This window comes from Streptomyces sp. NPDC091376 (genome assembly GCF_044757085.1).
Taxonomy (GTDB): Bacteria; Actinomycetota; Actinomycetes; order Streptomycetales; family Streptomycetaceae; genus Streptomyces; species Streptomyces pratisoli.
Window position 1 is genome coordinate 149387 of the sequence record NZ_JBIVUF010000011.1, and the last position, 18565, is coordinate 167951.

Consider the following 18565-nt stretch of genomic DNA (forward strand, 5'->3'; position numbering starts at 1 on the left):
CGGCGGTGCCGGGCGCGTGGCGGGGTCGGTCAGGCGTTCCTCACGCCAACTGCCCGGGCAGCGGTGACGAGTGGAGCACCGTCAGGCCCGAGACCGCGCGGGTCAGGGCCACGTAGAGGCGGCGGAGGCCGGTGCGTTCGTCGGGTTCCGCGGCGACGACGGAGGCGGGGTCGTCGAGGACGACGTAGTCGTACTCGAGGCCCTTGGCGAGGGAGGCGGGGACCAGGGTCAGACGGTTGTCGGGCGTGGTCTCCTCACCGGGCGAGAGGTGGGGGACGCCCGCGTCGGCCAGGGCGGACGCCAGTGCGGGGATGCGGGCGTCGGCGGCGATCAGGCCGATGGAGCCCTCGTGGCGCAGGGACGACAGGCAGGCCGTGACCACGTCGTGGTCTCCGGCCGACGGGCGGATCTCCAGGGAGCCCGGGGACTCGCGGACCGAGCGGACCTCGGCCAGGCCCGGTGACATGTGCGGCAGCAGCCGGGACGCGTAGGCGATGACCTCGCGCGGTACGCGGAAGCCCGCCGTCAGCTCCTCGACCGCCGCATCGGGCTTGCCGAGATGGGCCAGCGCCTCGGACCAACTCGCCGTCGCCCACGGGGTGGTCCCCTGGGCGAGGTCGCCGAGGACCGTCGCGGAACCCGTCGTGCACCGGCGCCCCACCGCCCGGTACTGCATCGGTGAAAGGTCCTGCGCCTCGTCGAGGACGACATGGCCGAGCGAGTGCGTGCGCTCGACGAGGTCGTTCGCCTCGTCGATCAGCACCGCGTCCGCGGCGGACCAGAGCGCCGTACGGACCGAACGCGGCGGCTTGACCCACAGAACGACCTTCTGTTCGTCGGCCGTCAGCAAGCCGTCCGCGTGCTCGGCCAGGAAGCCGGGGTCCGACAGCAGTCGCAGCACCAGCTTCGCCGGATCGACCTGTGGCCAGATCGCCTTCACCGCCGCCTTCACCGCCGCGTTGCGCGCCACCGCGTCCTGCACCCGGTCGTCGGGTGCCTCGCCCGACTGCTCCATGCGTACGAGCACGGCGTGGGCGATGCGCTGCGGCAGTGCGTCGCGGGCCGCGCCGTAGCGGATGTCGCGGTCCAGCAACTCCTGGACGATCTCCTGGAGTTCGTACGCGGGAATCCGCCAGCGTCGCGAACCGCGGACGACCATCACCGGCTCGGTCGGCAGCGTCACGTGCGAGCGGACCGCCCGCCGCAGCACCTCCGCCATGCGGGCATCGCCCTTGACGATCGCCGCCGGCGCCTCGTCCGTCCCCCGCACCTCGACATGCGCGACGAGGTCACCGACCGTCGCCTGCTTGACCTCCAGCTCGCCCAGTGCCGGGAGGACCTGCTCGATGTACTGGAGGAAGGACCGGTTCGGCCCGATGACCAGAGTGCCGGTGCGGGCGAGCCGCTCGCGGTGCGCGTACAGCAGATACGCCACCCGGTGCAGGCCGACGGCGGTCTTCCCGGTGCCCGGGCCGCCCTGGACGCACACCGTGCCGGACAGCCCCGAGCGTACGATCTCGTCCTGCTCGGGCTGGATCGTCGCGACGATGTCCCGCATGGGGCCGACACGCGGGCGTTCGATCTCCGCCTGGAGGAGTCTGCTGGCCCTGGACGTCTCCGTGGGGTCGGTGAGGTGCTCGTCCTCGTACGCCGTGAGGTCGCCGCCCGTGTAACCGAAGCGGCGGCGCAGGGCGACGTCCATCGCGTCCTTGCGGGAGGCCCGGTAGAACGGCTGCGAGACCGGCGCCCGCCAGTCGATCACCATCGGGTCCCCGTCGCCGTCGTGCACATGGCGGCGGCCGATGTAGAAGCGCCGGCCCTCCTGGGTGGCGGGCAGATAGTCGAGGCGTCCGAAGAACAACGGGGTGTGGGCGAGGTCGGCCAGGGCCTTGATCCGCTCGTCGATCTGGACCTGCAGAACCGCGGCGTTGACCCAGTTCGCCGTGACGTCGCGGATGTCGAGCGACTCGACGTCCTCCCGCATCGCACGCAGCGCGGCACGTGAGGCGGTGAGATGGGCGCGCTCGTGGGCGAGCGGGCCCGGCACGGGCACTTCTCGCAGGGCGGGCGCGTCGGATGCGGGCACGTCGGGCGCGGGCACGGTGATGCCTCCGAAGGTACGTTGGAAGTACGGCATGGCTGCGCGCCCGGTTTCCGTCCGGGCGGCGGCACTCCTACGAGGGAGGCGGGCAAGACGGGCGATTCTAGTCAGCCCGGCGGGCCCGGGCGAATGGTTATTCGCGGGGCGGGGTCCGTCCCGTAGGGGAGGCCGTATATCCGAAGTCGTACGCGTCCCGGATCAGTGTTCAGCCCGCAGGTCGATGTGTTCCGGACGCCGCAATCCCATCCTGGACCCATGAGTACAGTCATCCTCAACCCAGCTGCCGGGCAGGGACCCGGGCGCGGAGCCACCGCCACCGGTGCCACCGCTCACCACACCCACCGGTTCGGCGACGTACTGCGCGCGGTCAAGGTCTTCGTGACCACGGCGTTCGGCGTCGCGATCCTCGGCGAGTACAGCGAGGAGGCCGGCGTCCGCCGGCACCTCTGACGCCGCCGTGGCTCGGCCACCGTGGCGCCCTCGCCTCGTCGATCCCGCTCCCGCCCCGCAGTCCGGCCGATGAGCGACCGCTGATCGACTAGGGTCGCGGCCGTGACGTATCCGTACCGGACCGTGACCGCTCGCTCACTCGCGGCAACAGGTGCCCTCGTCCTGTCCTTCGCGGCGCTGGCCGTCCTCTGCGTCGCCCAGCACATCCCCATGGCCGACACCCTCGTCTACCGCGCCGAGGGAGCGGCCGTCGCCAACGGCACCGACCTCTACGGCTTCACCGTCACCGCGTGGCAGCTGCCCGCCACGTACCCGCCCTTCGCCGCGATCCTCTTCGTGCCGACGACCTGGCTGCCCGTCGCGGCGCTCAAGGTCGTCTTCGTCGCCGGGAACGCCCTGCTGCTCGCCCTGCTCGTACGGCTCTCCTGCCGCTTCGCCGGGCTGACCGCGTCCGCACCGTACGTCCTCGCCGCCACCGCGCTCGGGCTGTGGCTCGAGCCCGTCTTCCAGACCGTCGTCTTCGGCCAGATCAATCTCGCGCTCGTCTGTCTGGTGCTGTGGGACCTGTCCCGGCCGGCCGGCGCGCTCGGCAAGGGCTTCGCGCTCGGCGTCGCGGCGGGCGTGAAACTCACCCCCGCCGTCTTCATCGTCCTGCTGCTGATCACGGGACGGGTGCGGGCCGGGCTCACCGCGCTCGCCTCGTTCGCCGGCACGGTGCTGCTCGGCGCGCTCGTCCTCCCGGAGGCCAGCGCCGACTTCTGGACCCGGCGGATCTTCGAGACCGAACGGGTCGGCAAGACGTGGATCGTCGACAACCAGTCGCTGCGAGGGCTCTTCGCGCGGCTCCTGCACACGACCGAGCCGGGCGCGGTGTGGACGGCGGCGGTTCTGGTCACCGTCGGCGCGGGGCTGTGGACCGCGCGCCGGGCGCCGGAGCGCTGGGGTGTCCTGGCCGTCGCGTTCACCGCGCTGCTCGTCTCGCCGATCAGCTGGTCCCACCACTGGGTGTGGTGCGTGCCGCTGATCGCGGTCCTGATCGCCGAGGGGCGCCGGCGTACCGCCGTGCTGATGACGGCGGTCTTCCTGGCCCGCAGTCTGTGGCTCGTACCGCACGACGGGGACCTGGACCTCCAACTGTCCTGGTGGCAGCAGCTGTTGGCGTCGCCGTATCCGCCGGTGGGACTGACGGTGCTGGTGATCGCGGCGCTACGGGCACGCGCCGGCGGGGACTCCCGCGGCGGGCTCCCGACCCAGCGAACGGCCCGGGGAGCGGCCGGCACCCGCGCGGGCGCCCCGCGCTGAGGACGCGAGGGCGCGAGGGACGCGACGGCGTGAGGACGCGCGGACTCGCTCGGCACCGGCCGGAGCCCGGTCACCGGCCTAGTCGTCGGCCATCAGGTCGTCCGCGTCCATGATCCGGTACGCGTATCCCTGTTCCGCGAGGAAGCGCTGGCGGTGTGCCGCGAAGTCCTGGTCGATGGTGTCGCGGGCCACCACCGAGTAGAAGTGGGCCTTGTGACCGTCGGCCTTCGGGCGCAGGACGCGGCCGAGGCGCTGGGCCTCCTCCTGGCGGGAGCCGAACGTGCCGGAGACCTGGATGGCGATCGTCGCCTCGGGCAGGTCGATCGAGAAGTTCGCGACCTTGGAGACGACGAGGACGGAGATCTCGCCGTTGCGGAAAGCGTCGAAGAGCTTCTCCCGCTGGGAGTTCGGCGTCTCGCCCTTGATGACGGGTGCCTGCAGATGTTCGCCCAGCTCGTCGAGCTGGTCGATGTACTGGCCGATGACCAGGGTCTGCTGGCCCGCGTGCTTGCGTACGAGCTCCTCCGTCACCCTCCGCTTCGTGTCCGTGGTGGCACAGAAGCGGTACTTCTCCTCGGTCTCCGCCGTCGCGTACGCCAGCCGCTCGGACTCGGTCAGATTGACCCGGACCTCGACACAGTCGGCGGGCGCGATGTAGCCCTGCGCCTCGATCTCCTTCCACGGCGCGTCGAAGCGCTTGGGGCCGATGAGCGAGAAGACGTCCGACTCGCGGCCGTCCTCGCGCACGAGCGTCGCCGTCAGGCCGAGGCGGCGGCGGGCCTGCAGATCGGCCGTGAACTTGAAGACCGGCGCGGGCAGCAGGTGCACCTCGTCGTAGACGATCAGACCCCAGTCGCGGGAGTCGAACAGCTCCAGGTGCGGGTAGATGCCCTTCCGCCTCGTCGTCAGCACCTGGTACGTGGCGATGGTGACCGGGCGGATCTCCTTCTTCGCGCCGCTGTACTCACCGATCTCTTCCTCGGTGAGCGAGGTGCGCTTGATCAGCTCGTGCTTCCACTGGCGGGCGGAGACCGTGTTGGTGACGAGGATCAGGGTGGTCGCCTTCGCCTGTGCCATCGCGCCCGCGCCGACGAGCGTCTTGCCGGCGCCGCAGGGGAGCACGACCACACCCGAGCCGCCGTGCCAGAAGCCCTCCACGGCCTGCTTCTGGTACGGGCGCAGCGCCCAGTTCGTCTCGTCCAGGTCGATGGAGTGGGCCTCGCCGTCGACGTAACCGGCGTGGTCCTCGGCCGGCCAGCCGAGCTTCAGCAGCGTCTGCTTGATCTGGCCGCGCTCGGAGGGGTGCACGGCGACCGTGTCCGGGTCGAGCCGGGCGCCGACGAGGGGCTGGACCTTCTTGGAGCGGAGGATCTCCTCCAGGACCGGACGGTCGGTCGTGGTCAGCACCAGGCCGTGGGTGGGGTGCTTGACGAGGCTGAGGCGCCCGTAACGGGCCATCGTCTCGGCGACGTCGACGAGCAGCGCGTGCGGGACGGGGTAGCGGGAGAACTCGACGAGGGCGTCCACGACCTGCTCGGCGTCGTGCCCGGCCGCCCGGGCGTTCCAGAGGCCGAGGGGGGTGAGGCGGTAGGTGTGGATGTGCTCGGGGGCGCGCTCCAGCTCCGCGAACGGAGCGATCGCGCGGCGGCACGCGTCGGCCTGCTCGTGGTCGACCTCGAGCAGGAGAGTCTTGTCGCTCTGGACGATGAGCGGTCCGTTCACGCGTGTGCCCTTTCCTCGTGGCTCCGGTGCGGGGCCCGGACGGGCCTGGGGCGATCCCGTGCGGGTGCGGGTCCCGGGCCGTCCCGTGCAGCCAAACGTCCAGTTTGCCTCATCGGGCGGTGTGGCCGGATGGCCTCGGCCACACCGCCGTGGTTGGGGCCGGGCGCTACCGGGGCGGGGAATCGACCGCCCTGGGCGGGAAGCGGGCGGCGCTCCCATGTTTCGCCGGTGGGTCCTGACGGCGCTCCTTCTGCCTGCGCGGCCTGCGCGGCCTACGCCGGCTCGGCGAGTTCGGCGACGCCGGTGATGCGGTGGAGCGGGTACGTGCGGACCTCGTCGGCCGTGTGGTCGTACGCGGTGACGAAGCCGCCCTCGACGCGGATCGGTGCGATGACGCGCTGGCTGGCGGCGCCGTCGGCGTTGACGTAGCCGATCCAGATCGCGGAGCCGGTGAGGGCGGCGGCCTGCACGGTGGCAAGGGTCTCGGCGGGGGTGGTGCGGGGCAGCGCGCCCTCGGCGGTGTGGGGTGCGGGTTTGCGTACGGCCGTGGCGGCCTTGTCGCCCGCCCGGATCGCCTTCACGGCGGCGCCGAGCAGGGTGTCGTCCGGGAGGGGCGGCCCGTCGGGGACGGGGACGGGCGGGGTGCGGTGCGGGGTGCGGTGGGCGTCGGCGCGGGTGATGAGCACATCGCCCTCGGCCGACTCGGCGGCCGGCGCGTACCCCATGGCCCGCAGCCCGTCGAGGAGCGTCGCCGGGTCGGCCTGGGCGGCCAGCACGGTGGGCGCGAGACGGCGCATGCGCAGCCCGTGCGAGCGCCGGTCGGCGAGGATCTCGTCCAGCAGCGCGTCGTCGTCGCACCGTACGTAGGCGGAGGCGGCGCCGATACGGAGATGGCCGTGCTTTCGGGCCACGTCGTCGATGAGATAGCTGAGCGGCTGCGGGACCGGGGTACGGCTGTGCCTGGCCAGGAACGCGTGCAGGTCCGTCGCTGCCTGCCCGGCGTCCAGCGCCCGCCGTACGGACCCGGGCGTAAACCGGTACACCGTCGCGCCACCCTTCGACTCCACGTCCGCCAGCACGCCGAGGGCCTCCGCCAGTGGCCGCTCCAGGGGGCCGGGCGCGACGGCCGTGAGGTCGGCCTGGAGCAGGACGTGGTCGAGCGGCTCGGGCAGCATCGGCGCGATCACGGCCGCGGCGAGCGCGGCCCGCGCGGCGAGCTCGGCCGGGCTGTGGGGCACCACGCCCCCGGTCGCCGACGCGGCGGCGGTGCTCGCCGCGATGGACTGCGGGGGCGAGCCGGAGGGGCCCGCGGGCTCGGTGGACCCGGGGCCGGCCTCGGTGCGCCCGCGCCCGTCCGCCGGGGACGGCGTCGGAGGAGCCGGTGCGGTCGGTGGGGCCGGTGCGGTCGGAGGGGCCGGTGGGGCTGCCAGCAGGGTGCGGGCCGCTGTGCAGAGCGCGCCGCGGCCCGTGAGGCCGAGGAGTTCGGCCTCGGTGAGAGTCCAGGCGGCGATGCGGGAGCGCAGGTCGGGGGTGTCGGGCGCCCCCGGGGCGGCGGGGGACGGGGTGCGGACGGGACGTTCCCAGCGGAGGCGCGCGAGGAGGGAGTCCTGGACCGGGGCCGCGCCCCACGGCAGATCGGCGAGCAGGGTGAGCACCCGGTGACGGACCTCGGGCGCGGCGCCGCGGTCCAGGTCCGGGCCGAGCGCCGCGAGCGTACGGCCCTTGGTGTCCTGGCCGCCGACCAGACCCGCCGTTCGCGTCGCCGGCAGCCACGCCGTGACCAGCGCCGTCCAGCGCGCCGGCGCGGGCAGGTCGAGCCACTCGTCGTACGCGGGCGTCGGCGCGAACCGCTCGTCCGCCTCGCCGTCCGAGGCCAGCAGCCCGGCCGCGTAGGCCAGTTCGATCCAGAACGCGGCGATCTCCTCGGAGACGTTCAGCGTCGTCGCCGTGCGCTTGAGGTCGCGGACGCTCAGCCCGCCCGCCCTCAGCACCGAGGGCCCGCCCGTCTGCCAGCCCTTCAGCAGTTCCTCGACGGTCGCGAGCGCGGTGTGCGCCTGACCCGCCGCCGTGCTGTCCACAACCTGTGGACGGTATTCGGCCGCGACCCGGACCTCCGGCGGCACCGGATCCGTCTCGCGGTGCGCACGCCCACCGCGCAGATGCAGCGCGGCCTCGCGCGGCAGCACGACCGTGCGCAGCGACGTGGGCAGCAGCAGCCCGTGGTCCCGGAGCCATCGCACCGGCGGCGCGGGATCCGCCGTGACCTCTCCGTACGGCGGCCCCCACACCAGCCGGTCCAGCACCGCCAGAGCGTCCGGCGGAGCCGTGTCCAGCAGCGCCGTCATCCGATCCCGGTCGGTGAACAGCGCGGTCAGCGCCGCCACCGCGGACACGGGGTCATGGGTGGACGTCAGCCCCACCGCGCCGAGGATCTCCTGCAGCCGGCCCGGCGACATCCCGGACGTCGTCTCCGCCACCGTCGGCCCGAGCCCGGTCGCCGACGGATGCTGGGGTGAAGGCGCCAGCAGCTCGCGCGCCGTGCGCACCAGCCGCAGCCGGTCGTCGTCGCCCCAGACCAGCGCCTGCTCGCGCAGCACACCGAGCGCACGGGGCAGCGCGGCCTCGACCGCCGGGTCGCCGTCGTCGCCGCCCAGCAGGGCGAGGACCGGCCCGTACGACGCCGGCTCGACCGCCACGGCCAGTGCCTGGGCGGTCTGCAGCGTGAACCGGTCGAGCCGTTCCAGCGCCCGTACGACGGAGGCGCGGGTGCCGGCGCGGGTGGCGAGCTGCGTCAGGTCGTTCGGGACCGGAGACAGCAGATCGGGGCGGGCACGCAGCAGCGCGGCGAGACCTTCGTCGCCGCGTGAGCGCAGCGCCTCGGCCAGTGTGCGGGGCGACGTGCCGGCCGCGCGGCCGCCCGTGCCTTCGGCCGCACTGGCGGAGGCATGTGCGTCCGTACGCGCGGACGTCTCCGCGGATGGTCCTGCGGGCACGTGCGCCTCCCGATCGAGCTCACCGGTCCCCATCCGCCCCACGTTAGCCCCTGCCCAGGCGCTAACGTCAGGACCGGGCGCCGGTACGGGCGCGCTGTGGAGGGGCACCGTGGGGATCGAGAGCGATCAGCTTGTCTTCGACTACCTGAGCCGGGTCGGCGACCTGGCCCAGCAACGCCAGCTGCCCTCCGGGACCAGGATGCAGCTCGTGTCGTCGCTGCGGAACGAGATCGACCGGCAGCGCGCCAAGTACGACACCGACAGCCCCGCGGCCGTCCAGCGCATCCTGGGCCGGCTGGGGTCGCCGGACGAGGTGGTGGACGACGCGGCCGTCGGCCCCGAGGGCGCTTCCGGCTCGGGCTCCGGGTCCGGCCGGGCTTCCGGCTCAGGTTCGGGCTCCGCCGCGACGGCCGCGTCCGTCCCGGAGCAGCGGTCCGGTGCCGCCGCCGGCGACGACGTCCTGGGCGAGGCGGCGCCGGAGCCGGACTGGTGGCGCATCGAGCGGAACGGCCAGGAGCCGGGTGAGCGCGTCGGAGGATTCGTCGACGGGTCCGTCGGCGGGTTCGTCGGCGGGGTGGAGATCCCGGACCTGCTGACGCCTCCGCGGCCGGGCGACGCCGCGGCCAAGGGCGCCGACAAGGCGGCGAACGCCGCGGGAGAGCCTGGCGGTTCACGGCGCCGGTGGCGCCTGCGGTCCCGTCGCGGTGGGCCTGCGGCCCCCGACCCCGCGGCCGGGACGGCTCCGGATCCTTCGGCCGGGAAAGCGGCCGCCCGCGTGTCGCTCGGTCATCCGATGCCGCTGTTCGCCGCCACGCTCCTGGCCGTCGGCGCGATCCTCGGCTCACTGATCGCCCTGGCCGGCGGCTGGCTCCTCGCCTACGCCACCCGGGCGCTCTCGCGCACCGAAGCGAAATGGGCGGTCCTCGGCCTCCCCGGCCTCGTCGCCCTGACCGCCGCGGTCTGGCTCTGGGGCCGCCTCGACGGCCGCTGGGGCGATCCGATCGCGCCGGGCGGGGAAGCGATGGGCGAGGCACTGGCGGGGACATGGCCGTGGGCGGTGCGGGCGGCGGCCGTGGCGTCGGCGCTGTTCCTGGTCTGGCGCGCGCGCCGGAGGTGACCCATGGCGAAGGCGGCCGCCATGTCGGTGACCACTTCGTCAGGACCATACGGTCGCCAAGAACGCCCGGCGTAGGGCAGGAACGCCCGGCGTCGGTTGGGTACGCCCGGCGTCGGTCGGGAACATCCGGCGTCGGTCAGAACACCCGGAGTCGGGCAGAGACGTCCGGAGCCTTGCCAGGCCTGCGGGGCGTCGTGCGGCGGCGGCCGCAGGATCACACGGTGCCCGCGCGGGCCCCGTCAGCCTGGGCGGGCACGGCGTCCGGGCCGGCCGCCGGCGCCTGCCAGGGCGCTCCCGGGACCACCAGCGGGGACCCCGTCACCGGGTCGGGGACGACGACCGACGCGAGGCCGAAGACCTCCCGGACGAGCTCGGCGGTGACGATGTCCGAGGGGTGGCCCTCGGCGACGATGCGGCCTTCCTTCATGGCGACGAGGTGATCGGCGTACCGGGCGGCCTGGTTGAGGTCGTGCAGCACGGCGACGACCGTCCGGCCGCGCTCGTGGTTGAGCTGGCGGACCAGATCGAGGACCTCCACCTGGTGCGCGATGTCCAGGAACGTCGTCGGCTCGTCGAGCAGCAGCAGATCCGTCTCCTGCGCCAGCGCCATCGCGATCCACACGCGCTGCCGCTGACCACCCGACAGCTCGTCCACCGGCCGGTCCGCGAGCGCGGTGACGTCCGTGCGCTCCATCGCGTCCGTGACGGCCCGCTCGTCCTCGTCCGACCACTGCTTCCACCAGGCCTGGTGCGGCTGCCGGCCGCGCGAGACCAGGTCGGCGACGGTGATCGCCTCGGGCGCGACCGGCGACTGCGGCAGCAGCCCGATCCGCTGCGCGATCCGCTTCGTCGGGATACGGGCCAGCTCCGTGCCGTCCAGCAGCACCGCGCCGCCCTTCGGCTTCAGCAGCCGGCCGAGGGCGCGCAGGGTCGTCGACTTGCCACAGGCGTTCGGGCCGACGATGACGGTCACCCGGCCGTCGGGAACGGCCAGGTCGAGCTCGTGGACGACCGTGCGGTCCTCGTAGGCGAGCGTCAGCTCACGGGCCGTCAGCCTGCTCATGCGTTCCCTCCAGCGGTACGGCCGGTGCGGCCGCGGACGATCAGCCAGACCAGGTAGGGGGCGCCGACGGCGGCCGTCAGCACGCCCACGGGCAGTTCGGTCGGTGCCAGCAGGCGCCGCGCCAGCAGATCGGCGAGCACGACGATGACCGCGCCCAGCAGCGCCGAACAGAGCAGCGGGATCTGCGCGGTACGGGTCGTCCGGCGGGCGAGCTGCGGCGCCAGCAGCGCGACGAAGTCGACCGGGCCCGCGGCGCCCGTCGCGACGGAGGCGAGGAGGACGCCGAGGAGGACGAGGCCGAGACGTACCCGCCCGAGCCGTACGCCGAGCGCGGTGGCGGTGTGGTCGTCGAGGGCCACGTTCCGCATGGCCCGCGAGGCCCACAGCACGCCCGGGACCAGGACGAGGAGCGTCCAGCCGAGGGGCGCGGCCTCGTCCCAGCCGCGGCCGTTGAGGGATCCGGTCATCCAGATCTGGGCCTGCTGGGCGACGAGATAGTCGCCCTTGGTCATGAGAAGGCTCGTGACCGAGCGCAGGGCGATGGCGAAGCCGATGCCGACGAGGACGAAGCGGGTCGCGTGGAGTCCGCCGCGCCAGGCGAACACGTACACGAGCGCGGCGGCCGCGATGCCGCCCGCGACGGACAGGTACGGCAGGACGGTGTACGAGGTGACGCCGAAGGTCAGCGCGGCGACGGTGACCGCGCTCGCGCCCTGGCTGATGCCGATGATGTCCGGGCTGGCGAGGGGGTTGCGGGCGACGGTCTGGATGAGCGCCCCGGCGACCCCGAAGGCCGCGCCGACGAGCAGCCCGACGACCAGGCGCGGCAGCCGCAGCGTGCCGACGATCAACTCCTCGGCGGACGGCTGCCCGAGGAGCACCTTCACGACCTCGGTGGGCGCGACGAAGCTCTCGCCGAAGCAGAGGTACGCGATACACACACCCATGAGCACCACGGCCAGCGCCACGGCGACACCGGCGGCCCGCCGGTGCACGAGGAACGTGCCCCGCCCGGCCCGCACCCGGCTGTACCCGGCCGGCCGCACACCGCGCCGGGCCACTGCCTCGACGGTCATCGCATGCTCTCCTCGTCGTCGCCGCACCGCTCACGGCCCGGGAGCTCAGGCGCCGGCCGCTCACGCGTCGGCCGCTCACGCGCCGGCCGCTCACGGTCCGCAAGCCGGTGGCCGGCCCACACCCGTGCGCGCGAATGCCCCGGGCATCGGCGGGACGTGGTGGCCGGGCTCACGCGGGGACCGTCTTCCGGCGGATCAGGGCGACCAGGAACGGGACACCGATCAGGGCGGTCATCACACCCGCCGGGACCTCGCTCGGGGGAAACAGGACGCGTCCGGCGACGTCGGACACGAGGAGCATCACGGGCCCGATGAGGGCGGCGAGCGGAAGCACCCAGCGATGGTCGGTGCCGACGATCGCGCGGGCGATGTGCGGGACGGCCAGACCGATGAAGGCGATCGGGCCGGCCGCGGCGACGCCCGCGCCGGTGAGGATCGTCGCGCCGATGCCGCCGACGACGCGTACCGCCGCGACGCGCCGGCCGAGGCCCTTCGCCACGTCCTCGCCGAGGGCCAGCGCGTCGAGTCCGCGGGCGACGGACACCACGAGCACCGTGCCGAGCAGCACGAAGGGCAGGAGTTGTACGGCGATCTCCGCGTCACGGCCGCCGAGGGCGCCGACCTGCCAGAAGCGGAACTCGTCGAGCGCGGCGGCCTTCGTCGTCAGTACGGCCATCGTCACCGACACCAGCAGCGCGTTGATCGCCGCACCGCCCAGCGCCAGCTTCACCGGCGTCGCCCCGCCCCGGCCGCTGGAGCCGATCGCGTACACCGCGACCGACGCGAGCGCCGCGCCCGCGAAGGCGAACCACACATGGCCCAGGAGGGTGTGCACCCCGGCGAAGGCGATCGCGAGGACCACGCCCACCGACGCGCCCTGGCTGATGCCGAGGATCCCGGGATCGGCGATCGGGTTGCGGGTCAGGCCCTGCAGCACCGTGCCGGCGAGTGCCAGCGAGGCGCCGACCATCAGGCCGATGAGCGTGCGCGGCAGCCGCAGCTGACGCACGACCTCGGCGGAATCACTCGTTCCGCCATGCAGCAGGGCGTCGAACACCGCGGACGGGGCGATGGGCCGCGCCCCGACGGCGAGACTGAGCAGCACCGCGACGAGCAGCGCCACGGCGGCCGCCGCGACCGCGAGCACGCGTCTGGTTCTGGGAGCGGCGGCTGACATCGAAACCCATCAGGAGGTTGGTAAGGCTCGGCTAAGTGTAAGCACCGGTTCCGGTCCGCCCGACGGCACCCACCCGGCCCCCGACCGGCCCCCTTCCGGTCCTCCTGCGGCCCTTCACCGGCACCCTTCAGGCACCCTTCCGGCCTCCCTCCGGCCGCCGTCCGGCCACAGGCACAATGGCCTTCATGGCTCCGGAACCCCTGACGCGACCGCTCCCGCTCCCGCGACCGTTCACGGTCGGCTTCGACCTCGACATGACCCTGATCGACTCGCGTCCCGGCATCCGGGCCGCCTACCTGGCCCTCTCCGCCGAGACCGGTGTCCGGATAGACGCCGACCTCGCGGTCACCCGGCTCGGTCCGCCGCTGGAGCAGGAGCTCGCGCACTGGTTCCCGGACGACAGGATCCAGGAGATCGCCGACCGCTACCGCGAGCTGTACCCCGCGTACGCGATCCCGCCGACGCCCGCCATGCCCGGCGCCCGCGAGGCCATCGCCGCCGTCCACGCGCTCGGCGGCCGCGCCGTCGTCGTCACGGCCAAGCACGAGCCGAACGCCAAGATGCACCTCGCCCACCTCGGCCTGGAGCCGGACGAGGTCATCGGCTGGCTGTGGGCCGAGGCCAAGGCGGAGGCGCTGCGCGAGCACGACGCGCGGGTGTACGTCGGCGACCACATCGGCGATGTGCGCGGGGCCCGGACCGCCGGGGCGCTGTCCGTCGCCGTACCGACCGGGCCGTGCGACGAGCGGGAATTGCGTGAGGCGGGGGCGGACGTGGTCCTGCCGGACCTCACCGCGTTCCCGGCCTGGCTCGCCGAATACGCCGACGCGAACGCCGCCGGCTAGGCCGACGGCGCCGCCGACGAACGCGCCTGACGGCGCTGCGCCGCGATCGACCGGAGCACCCCCGCGCCCGCGATCAGGAAGCCGACGCCCATCAGCATGCTGACGAGATACGCGACGGTCGGGAAGGGCTCCGTACCGAGGAACAGTGGGGCCACGGTGACCAGAGTGGCCACGGCGCCGATGATGAAGACGATCGCGCCGACGCGGACGAGCCCGTCGCCGGGAGCGGCCGAATTCGCTTGGGTTTCATGAGTCACCCGACCAGGGTAGTTCCCTGCGCGTAGGAACCACCGGGGACGTCTTGTCAGGGGCCCTTGGACCATTAGCCTTGGGTGGTGGCGGGTCGGTGGACCCGCTGCAGTGCTATCCAGAGCAGTTTTTTGCTTTCCGGACCAGTTTTTCGCAATTCCCGACGAGTACGAGGACGAGGACAGACGTGCCTACCGGCAAGGTCAAGTGGTTCAACAGCGAGAAGGGCTTCGGCTTTCTCTCCCGCGACGACGGCGGCGACGTCTTCGTCCACTCGTCGGTGCTTCCTGACGGAGTCGACAGCCTGAAGCCCGGCCAGCGGGTCGAGTTCGGCGTCGTGGCGGGCCAGCGCGGTGACCAGGCACTTTCGGTGACGGTCCTCGACCCGACCCCCTCCGTGGCCGCCGCGCAGCGTCGTAAGCCGGACGAGCTGGCGTCGATCGTGCAGGATCTGACGACGCTCCTGGAGAACATCACGCCGCAGCTGGAGCGCGGTCGCTACCCGGACAAGGTCCACGGCAAGAAGATCGCGGGCCTGCTGCGCGCGGTCGCCGACCAGCTCGACGTCTAGTCCGACAGGCTCGACGTACGTCGCGGCCGGGGGCGGCATCCGCCCCCGGCCGCGACGTGTGTCAGGGAGTCAGGAGGTCCGCAGAGTCCCGGAAGTCCAGGGAGTCCGGGGAGCCCGGAGGCCCGGGGTCTGGGGAGTCCTGCGACTTCAGGGAACTCTTCAGGGGAACTTCAGCGCTTCCGGTCCGAGCGCCGGGACCAGACCCTCCGCCGCGGCGCGCGTGAGCAGCCCGCGCACCGCCGCGTAGCCGTCCTCACCGAGGGCGGCCGTGAACTCGTTGACGTACAGCCCGATGTGCTGGTCGGCCACCGCCGGGTCCATCTCCTGGGCGTGTTCCATCACGTACGGGCGGGACGCCGCCGGATCGTCCCAGGCCATGCGCACGGACGTTCGGGCGGACTCGGCGAGACTGGTCAGCACCTCCTCGCCCAGCGAGCGCCTGGCGATGATGGCGCCGAGCGGGATCGGCAGGCCCGTCGTCGACTCCCAGTGCTCGCCCATGTCCGCGAGGCAGTGCAGTCCGTAGTTCTGATAGGTGAATCGCGCCTCGTGGATGACGAGCCCGGCGTCCACCTTGCCGTCCCGGACCGCCGGCATGATCTCGTGGAACGGGAGTACGACGATCCGGCCCACCCCGTCCGGCAGCACGTCCGCCGCCCACAGCCGGAACAGCAGATATGCGGTCGACTTCTCGCTCGGCACGGCGACCGTCGCGCCCGTCAGATCCGTGCCCGGCTCGCGCGTGAGCACGAGCGGGCCGCAGCCGCGCCCGAGCGCCCCGCCGCAGGGCAGCAGCGTGTAGCGGTCGAGGACGTACGGCAGCACGGCGTACGACACCTTCAGCACGTCGAACTCGCCGCGCTCCGCCATGCCGTTGGTGATGTCGATGTCCGCGAACGTGACATCGAGCCGGGGCGCGCCCGGGACCCGGTCGTGCGCCCAGGCGTCGAAGACGAACGTGTCGTTGGGGCAGGGCGAGTAGGCGATCTTGACCTTGGTCATCGGGCCTCCTCCTCGAGTACGGGGCTCAGCAGCCGGAACGCGTTCCGCAGGGCGTCCAGGGCCTCGCCGATGCGCCAGGCGGCCCGGTCGCGCGGGCCGACGGCGTTGGACACGGCACGGATCTCGACGACGGGCACGCCGTGCGCGGTGGCGGCCTCGGCGACCCCGAAGCCCTCCATCGCCTCGGCGGCGGCCCCCGGGTGACGGGCGGTCAGCTCGGCGGCGCGGGAGGCGGTACCGGTGACGGTGGACACGGTCAGGACAGGACCGTGCACCGCGTCCAGAGTCTTGGCGATCCGCTCCGAGAGGGGAGCGGGGACGTGCGCCGAGCGCCCGAAGCCGAGCTGTTCGACGGCGAGGTGGCCGTCGGGGGTCTGCGCGCCCAGGTCGGCGGCGACGATCGCGTCCGCGACGACGAGCGAGCCGAGCGGGGCGGTCGCCGCGAAGCCCCCGCCGATCCCGGCGGAGACGACGAGGTCGTAGGCGGGGCCCGTCGCCGTCGCCGTCACCGAGGCCGTCAGCGCCGACGCCGTCGCCGCGGCCGCCGCGGCCGGGCCCACGCCCCCCGCCAGGACGTCCACCGTCACCCCCGCGCCCGCACAGGGGCGCAGGGTGAGGCCGCCCGGGAGGGAGCGCGCGGGGGACGGGCCGTCGGCGGAGAGACCGGCGACGACGGCGTCGGCCTCCGCCGGCACCGCGGTCACGACGAGTACGCGCATGGCTGGGCCCGGTTCGGTCCGGTCAGCCCTTCAGCAGCTTGAAGTGCCAGATGCCGGTCAGCTTCTTGCCCGTCGTCTCCACGACGGAGACCTGCGCGGAGCTGGAGGGCTCCCCGGTCGTCGGGCTGGTGAAGAACGCGCTGGCCGGGATCGTCCGGTACGTCTTGTGGTACGGCTCCTGCTCGGCGCGCTGGCCGCCGATGAAGATCGTCCAGCCGTTCTCGGCGATCTCGGGGTCGACACCGAAGCGGACCTTGTCGTCGGCCGCGACCGTGATGGACTTCTCGGCCTTCTCGTTGAGGCAGCCCTGGATCAGCGACTCCCTGATCGCTTCGCCGTCGTTGTAGCAGGCGGCTTCGGTGTGCACCGAGGTCGTCCCGACCGTCACGGTCGCGAGCGGGGTCGGCTTGTCGCAGGCGGAGAGTACGAGGAGGCCGGCGGACACGGCACCGAGGGCGGCGGCGGCCCGGCGGTGCTTGCCGGTGAGGAACGCAACGGTCATGGCCCGAAGGCTATCGGGCCCCCGCGATCCCGCATCGCGGGGGTGCGGCGTGGCGCCCCGATGGCCCCGCACGCCACCGCACCGGTCCCGGCCCGGGCCCCCGATCAGCGGACCCGGGGCGCCACGGTCGCCCGGTCCGTGATCGTCGTGCTGCGGCGGGATGCCACCAGGAGGCCGCGCAGGGCCAGTGCGGCGCCCGTCGCGAGGATGGCCGCCGCGACCGACATGCCCAGGACGCCGTTCAGCGGCAGGGCGATCCCGATCGCGCCGCCCACCACCCACGACATCTGGAGCAGCGTCTCCGAACGGGCGAACGCCGACGTCCGCACCGCCTCGGGGACGTCCCGCTGGATCATCGCGTCCAGGGACAGCTTGACCAGTGCCTGCGACAGGCCGGCGACCGCGCCCAGCACCGCCACCATCAGCGGGCTGAAGAAGACGGCCGCGAGCACCGCGGCCGACAGGGCGAGCGTCAGACCCGTGGCCACGATCACCTCCGGCGGGCGGTGCCGCACCCACGCCCCGATCGCCGTGCCGCACGCGTTGCCGATGCCCGCGGCGATGCCCACCATCACCAGCGACGCGGCGGCGCTCTGCCCGGCCAGCGGATGGACCCGCAGCAGGAACGCCAGGAAGAAGATCAGGAACCCGGAGAGCATGCGGTGCGCCGCGTTCGCCTGCAGCCCGTGCAGGACCGACGGGCCCACCGTGCGCAGGCTCGGGCGGCGCTCGCCGTGGGTCAGCATGTGCGCCTTGCGCTCGCCCTTCGCCGAGTCGACCTTGTGCGGCATGCTGAGCGCCAGGAACGTGCCGGCCGTGAAGATCGCGCACGCCCCGTACAGCGGCCACGCGGGACCGATCTGCTGCAGCGCGACGCCGAGCGGCGCGGCGATCCCGGTGGCGACCAGCCCGGCGAGCGTCACCCGGGAGTTCGCCTTCACGAGGGCGAAGCGCGGGGGGAGCAGTCGCGGTACGACCGCGCTGCGGATCACTCCGTACGCCTTCGAGCACACCAGTACGCCGAGCGCGGCCGGATACAGCTCCAGGCCGCCCGTCGCGACCGCGCCCGACATGGTCAGCGCCAGCACCGCGCGGGCCGTCATCGTGCCCGCCATCGCGGCGCGGCGGCCGTGCGGGATGTGGTCCAGGAGCGGCCCGATCACGGGCGCCAGCAGAGCGAACGGGGCCATGGTGATCGCGAGGTAGAGCGCGACCCGCCCGCGCGCCTCGTCGGTGGGGACGGAGAAGAAGACGGTGGATGCGAGCGCGACGGTGATCATCACGTCGCCTGCGCCGTTGACGGCGTGCAGCTCGATGAGTTTTCCGAGCCCGGATTCGCCGGCGCCGTGTGCGTGGGTCGCCCGGCGAATGCCTCGTGCCGCGCCGGTGAACGGCAGGTGCAGGGCGCGGCCGGTCACGCGCCACGCCCTGTTCAGCGGCCCGGAAACGCCGGACGACCTCGCGGCTGTCACGTCGTCATAGTGCCCTACGGACCTCCGACCCGAACCGGGATTCGGACGGGCAGGTGGGCGGGGCGCCACGGAGGGGGTAGCGTGCGTAGCGCGCCACCGGCGGTAGTTCTCGGCCGCGCGCCTCTTCGTCATCCCGCAGAATGGGTGATGTTAGGTGTGCCCGAGACGGATTGCCCGGGCGCGGACGTCGATGCGGCCCTCTGG

Annotated in this window: 16 protein-coding genes; 5 read left to right on the plus strand and 11 right to left on the minus strand. The window is 73.4% G+C overall.

Annotated elements, in window-relative coordinates; all coding sequences use genetic code 11:
• Positions 1-40 precede the first annotated feature (40 nt).
• Positions 41-1984, minus strand: a complete 1944-nt coding sequence (locus ACIQMR_RS23895) for a HelD family protein (RefSeq protein WP_401391039.1) — start codon at positions 1982-1984, stop codon at positions 41-43.
• A 372-nt stretch (positions 1985-2356) separates the two neighbouring features.
• On the opposite strand from ACIQMR_RS23895, the gene ACIQMR_RS23900 reads away from it, so the two are divergent.
• Positions 2357-2551, plus strand: coding sequence for a hypothetical protein (locus ACIQMR_RS23900; protein WP_266379417.1), 195 nt, complete (start codon positions 2357-2359; stop codon positions 2549-2551).
• Positions 2552-2653: 102 nt separating this feature from the next.
• Entirely contained in the window at positions 2654-3853 is a 1200-nt protein-coding gene (locus ACIQMR_RS23905) for a glycosyltransferase 87 family protein (protein WP_401390686.1), read from the plus strand.
• A gap of 78 nt (positions 3854-3931) precedes the next feature.
• Here ACIQMR_RS23905 and ACIQMR_RS23910 read toward each other — a convergent pair whose 3' ends face one another.
• Both ACIQMR_RS23910 and ACIQMR_RS23915 read right to left on the minus strand, forming a co-directional pair.
• The gene (locus ACIQMR_RS23910; RefSeq protein ID WP_401390689.1) at positions 3932-5575 is read right to left on the minus strand and encodes a DNA repair helicase XPB; all 1644 of its coding nucleotides are present in this window, start codon (positions 5573-5575) and stop codon (positions 3932-3934) included.
• 272 nt (positions 5576-5847) lie between these two features.
• Positions 5848-8601 (minus strand): helicase-associated domain-containing protein, encoded by a 2754-nt coding sequence (locus ACIQMR_RS23915; protein ID WP_401390692.1) that lies wholly within the window; start codon positions 8599-8601, stop codon positions 5848-5850.
• A gap of 76 nt (positions 8602-8677) precedes the next feature.
• Between ACIQMR_RS23915 and ACIQMR_RS23920 the strand changes: the two genes are divergently transcribed.
• A complete protein-coding gene (locus tag ACIQMR_RS23920; protein WP_401390694.1) occupies positions 8678-9685 on the plus strand; it encodes a hypothetical protein in 1008 nt (335 codons plus the stop codon).
• Positions 9686-9899: 214 nt separating this feature from the next.
• Here ACIQMR_RS23920 and ACIQMR_RS23925 read toward each other — a convergent pair whose 3' ends face one another.
• The 3 genes from ACIQMR_RS23925 to ACIQMR_RS23935 form a co-directional block, all read right to left on the minus strand.
• Positions 9900-10748, minus strand: coding sequence for an ABC transporter ATP-binding protein (locus ACIQMR_RS23925; protein WP_401390696.1), 849 nt, complete (start codon positions 10746-10748; stop codon positions 9900-9902).
• On the minus strand, positions 10745-11824 hold the full coding sequence (locus ACIQMR_RS23930; RefSeq protein WP_401390698.1) for a FecCD family ABC transporter permease: 1080 nt from the start codon (positions 11822-11824) through the stop codon (positions 10745-10747). The genes ACIQMR_RS23925 and ACIQMR_RS23930 overlap by 4 nt, the downstream gene beginning before the upstream one ends.
• 169 nt (positions 11825-11993) lie before the next feature.
• A complete protein-coding gene (locus ACIQMR_RS23935) occupies positions 11994-13001 on the minus strand; it encodes a FecCD family ABC transporter permease (RefSeq protein ID WP_401390700.1) in 1008 nt (335 codons plus the stop codon).
• A gap of 185 nt (positions 13002-13186) precedes the next feature.
• Here ACIQMR_RS23935 and ACIQMR_RS23940 point away from each other — a divergent pair, with 185 nt between their 5' ends.
• Positions 13187-13846 (plus strand): HAD family hydrolase, encoded by a 660-nt coding sequence (locus ACIQMR_RS23940; protein ID WP_401390703.1) that lies wholly within the window; start codon positions 13187-13189, stop codon positions 13844-13846.
• Here the strand turns inward: ACIQMR_RS23940 and ACIQMR_RS23945 are convergent.
• Positions 13843-14103 (minus strand): hypothetical protein, encoded by a 261-nt coding sequence (locus ACIQMR_RS23945; protein ID WP_266379393.1) that lies wholly within the window; start codon positions 14101-14103, stop codon positions 13843-13845. The two genes, ACIQMR_RS23940 and ACIQMR_RS23945, sit on opposite strands and share 4 nt — an antisense overlap.
• A 179-nt stretch (positions 14104-14282) precedes the next feature.
• Between ACIQMR_RS23945 and ACIQMR_RS23950 the strand changes: the two genes are divergently transcribed.
• A complete protein-coding gene (locus ACIQMR_RS23950) occupies positions 14283-14666 on the plus strand; it encodes a cold-shock protein (protein WP_323137286.1) in 384 nt (127 codons plus the stop codon).
• A gap of 159 nt (positions 14667-14825) precedes the next feature.
• Here the strand turns inward: ACIQMR_RS23950 and ACIQMR_RS23955 are convergent, their stop codons facing one another.
• From ACIQMR_RS23955 to ACIQMR_RS23970, 4 genes are all read right to left on the minus strand, one after another.
• Positions 14826-15668, minus strand: coding sequence for a 1,4-dihydroxy-6-naphthoate synthase (locus tag ACIQMR_RS23955; RefSeq protein WP_401390708.1), 843 nt, complete (start codon positions 15666-15668; stop codon positions 14826-14828).
• Positions 15665-16387 (minus strand): futalosine hydrolase, encoded by a 723-nt coding sequence (locus ACIQMR_RS23960; protein ID WP_401390710.1) that lies wholly within the window; start codon positions 16385-16387, stop codon positions 15665-15667. Before ACIQMR_RS23960 ends, ACIQMR_RS23955 begins: the two co-directional genes overlap by 4 nt.
• A 22-nt stretch (positions 16388-16409) precedes the next feature.
• Positions 16410-16889, minus strand: coding sequence for a DUF2771 domain-containing protein (locus ACIQMR_RS23965; RefSeq protein WP_401390713.1), 480 nt, complete (start codon positions 16887-16889; stop codon positions 16410-16412).
• A 104-nt stretch (positions 16890-16993) separates the two neighbouring features.
• Positions 16994-18361: an MFS transporter gene (locus ACIQMR_RS23970; protein WP_401390716.1), complete on the minus strand. Its 1368-nt coding sequence runs from the start codon at positions 18359-18361 to the stop codon at positions 16994-16996.
• Between the last annotated feature and the right edge of the window lie 204 nt (positions 18362-18565).

Excerpts from the sequence above, each read along its gene's own strand:
- ACIQMR_RS23895 (WP_401391039.1), bottom strand. The coding sequence starts at position 1,984 with ATGCGGGAGGACGTCGAGTCGCTCGACATCCGCGACGTCACGGCGAAC.
- ACIQMR_RS23900 (WP_266379417.1), top strand. The coding sequence starts at position 2,357 with ATGAGTACAGTCATCCTCAACCCAGCTGCCGGGCAGGGACCCGGGCGC.
- ACIQMR_RS23915 (WP_401390692.1), bottom strand. The coding sequence starts at position 8,601 with ATGGGGACCGGTGAGCTCGATCGGGAGGCGCACGTGCCCGCAGGACCA.
- ACIQMR_RS23925 (WP_401390696.1), bottom strand. The coding sequence starts at position 10,748 with ATGAGCAGGCTGACGGCCCGTGAGCTGACGCTCGCCTACGAGGACCGC.
- ACIQMR_RS23930 (WP_401390698.1), bottom strand. The coding sequence starts at position 11,824 with ATGACCGTCGAGGCAGTGGCCCGGCGCGGTGTGCGGCCGGCCGGGTAC.
- ACIQMR_RS23935 (WP_401390700.1), bottom strand. The coding sequence starts at position 13,001 with ATGTCAGCCGCCGCTCCCAGAACCAGACGCGTGCTCGCGGTCGCGGCG.
- ACIQMR_RS23940 (WP_401390703.1), top strand. The coding sequence starts at position 13,187 with ATGGCTCCGGAACCCCTGACGCGACCGCTCCCGCTCCCGCGACCGTTC.
- ACIQMR_RS23955 (WP_401390708.1), bottom strand. The coding sequence starts at position 15,668 with ATGACCAAGGTCAAGATCGCCTACTCGCCCTGCCCCAACGACACGTTC.
- ACIQMR_RS23960 (WP_401390710.1), bottom strand. The coding sequence starts at position 16,387 with ATGCGCGTACTCGTCGTGACCGCGGTGCCGGCGGAGGCCGACGCCGTC.
- ACIQMR_RS23965 (WP_401390713.1), bottom strand. The coding sequence starts at position 16,889 with ATGACCGTTGCGTTCCTCACCGGCAAGCACCGCCGGGCCGCCGCCGCC.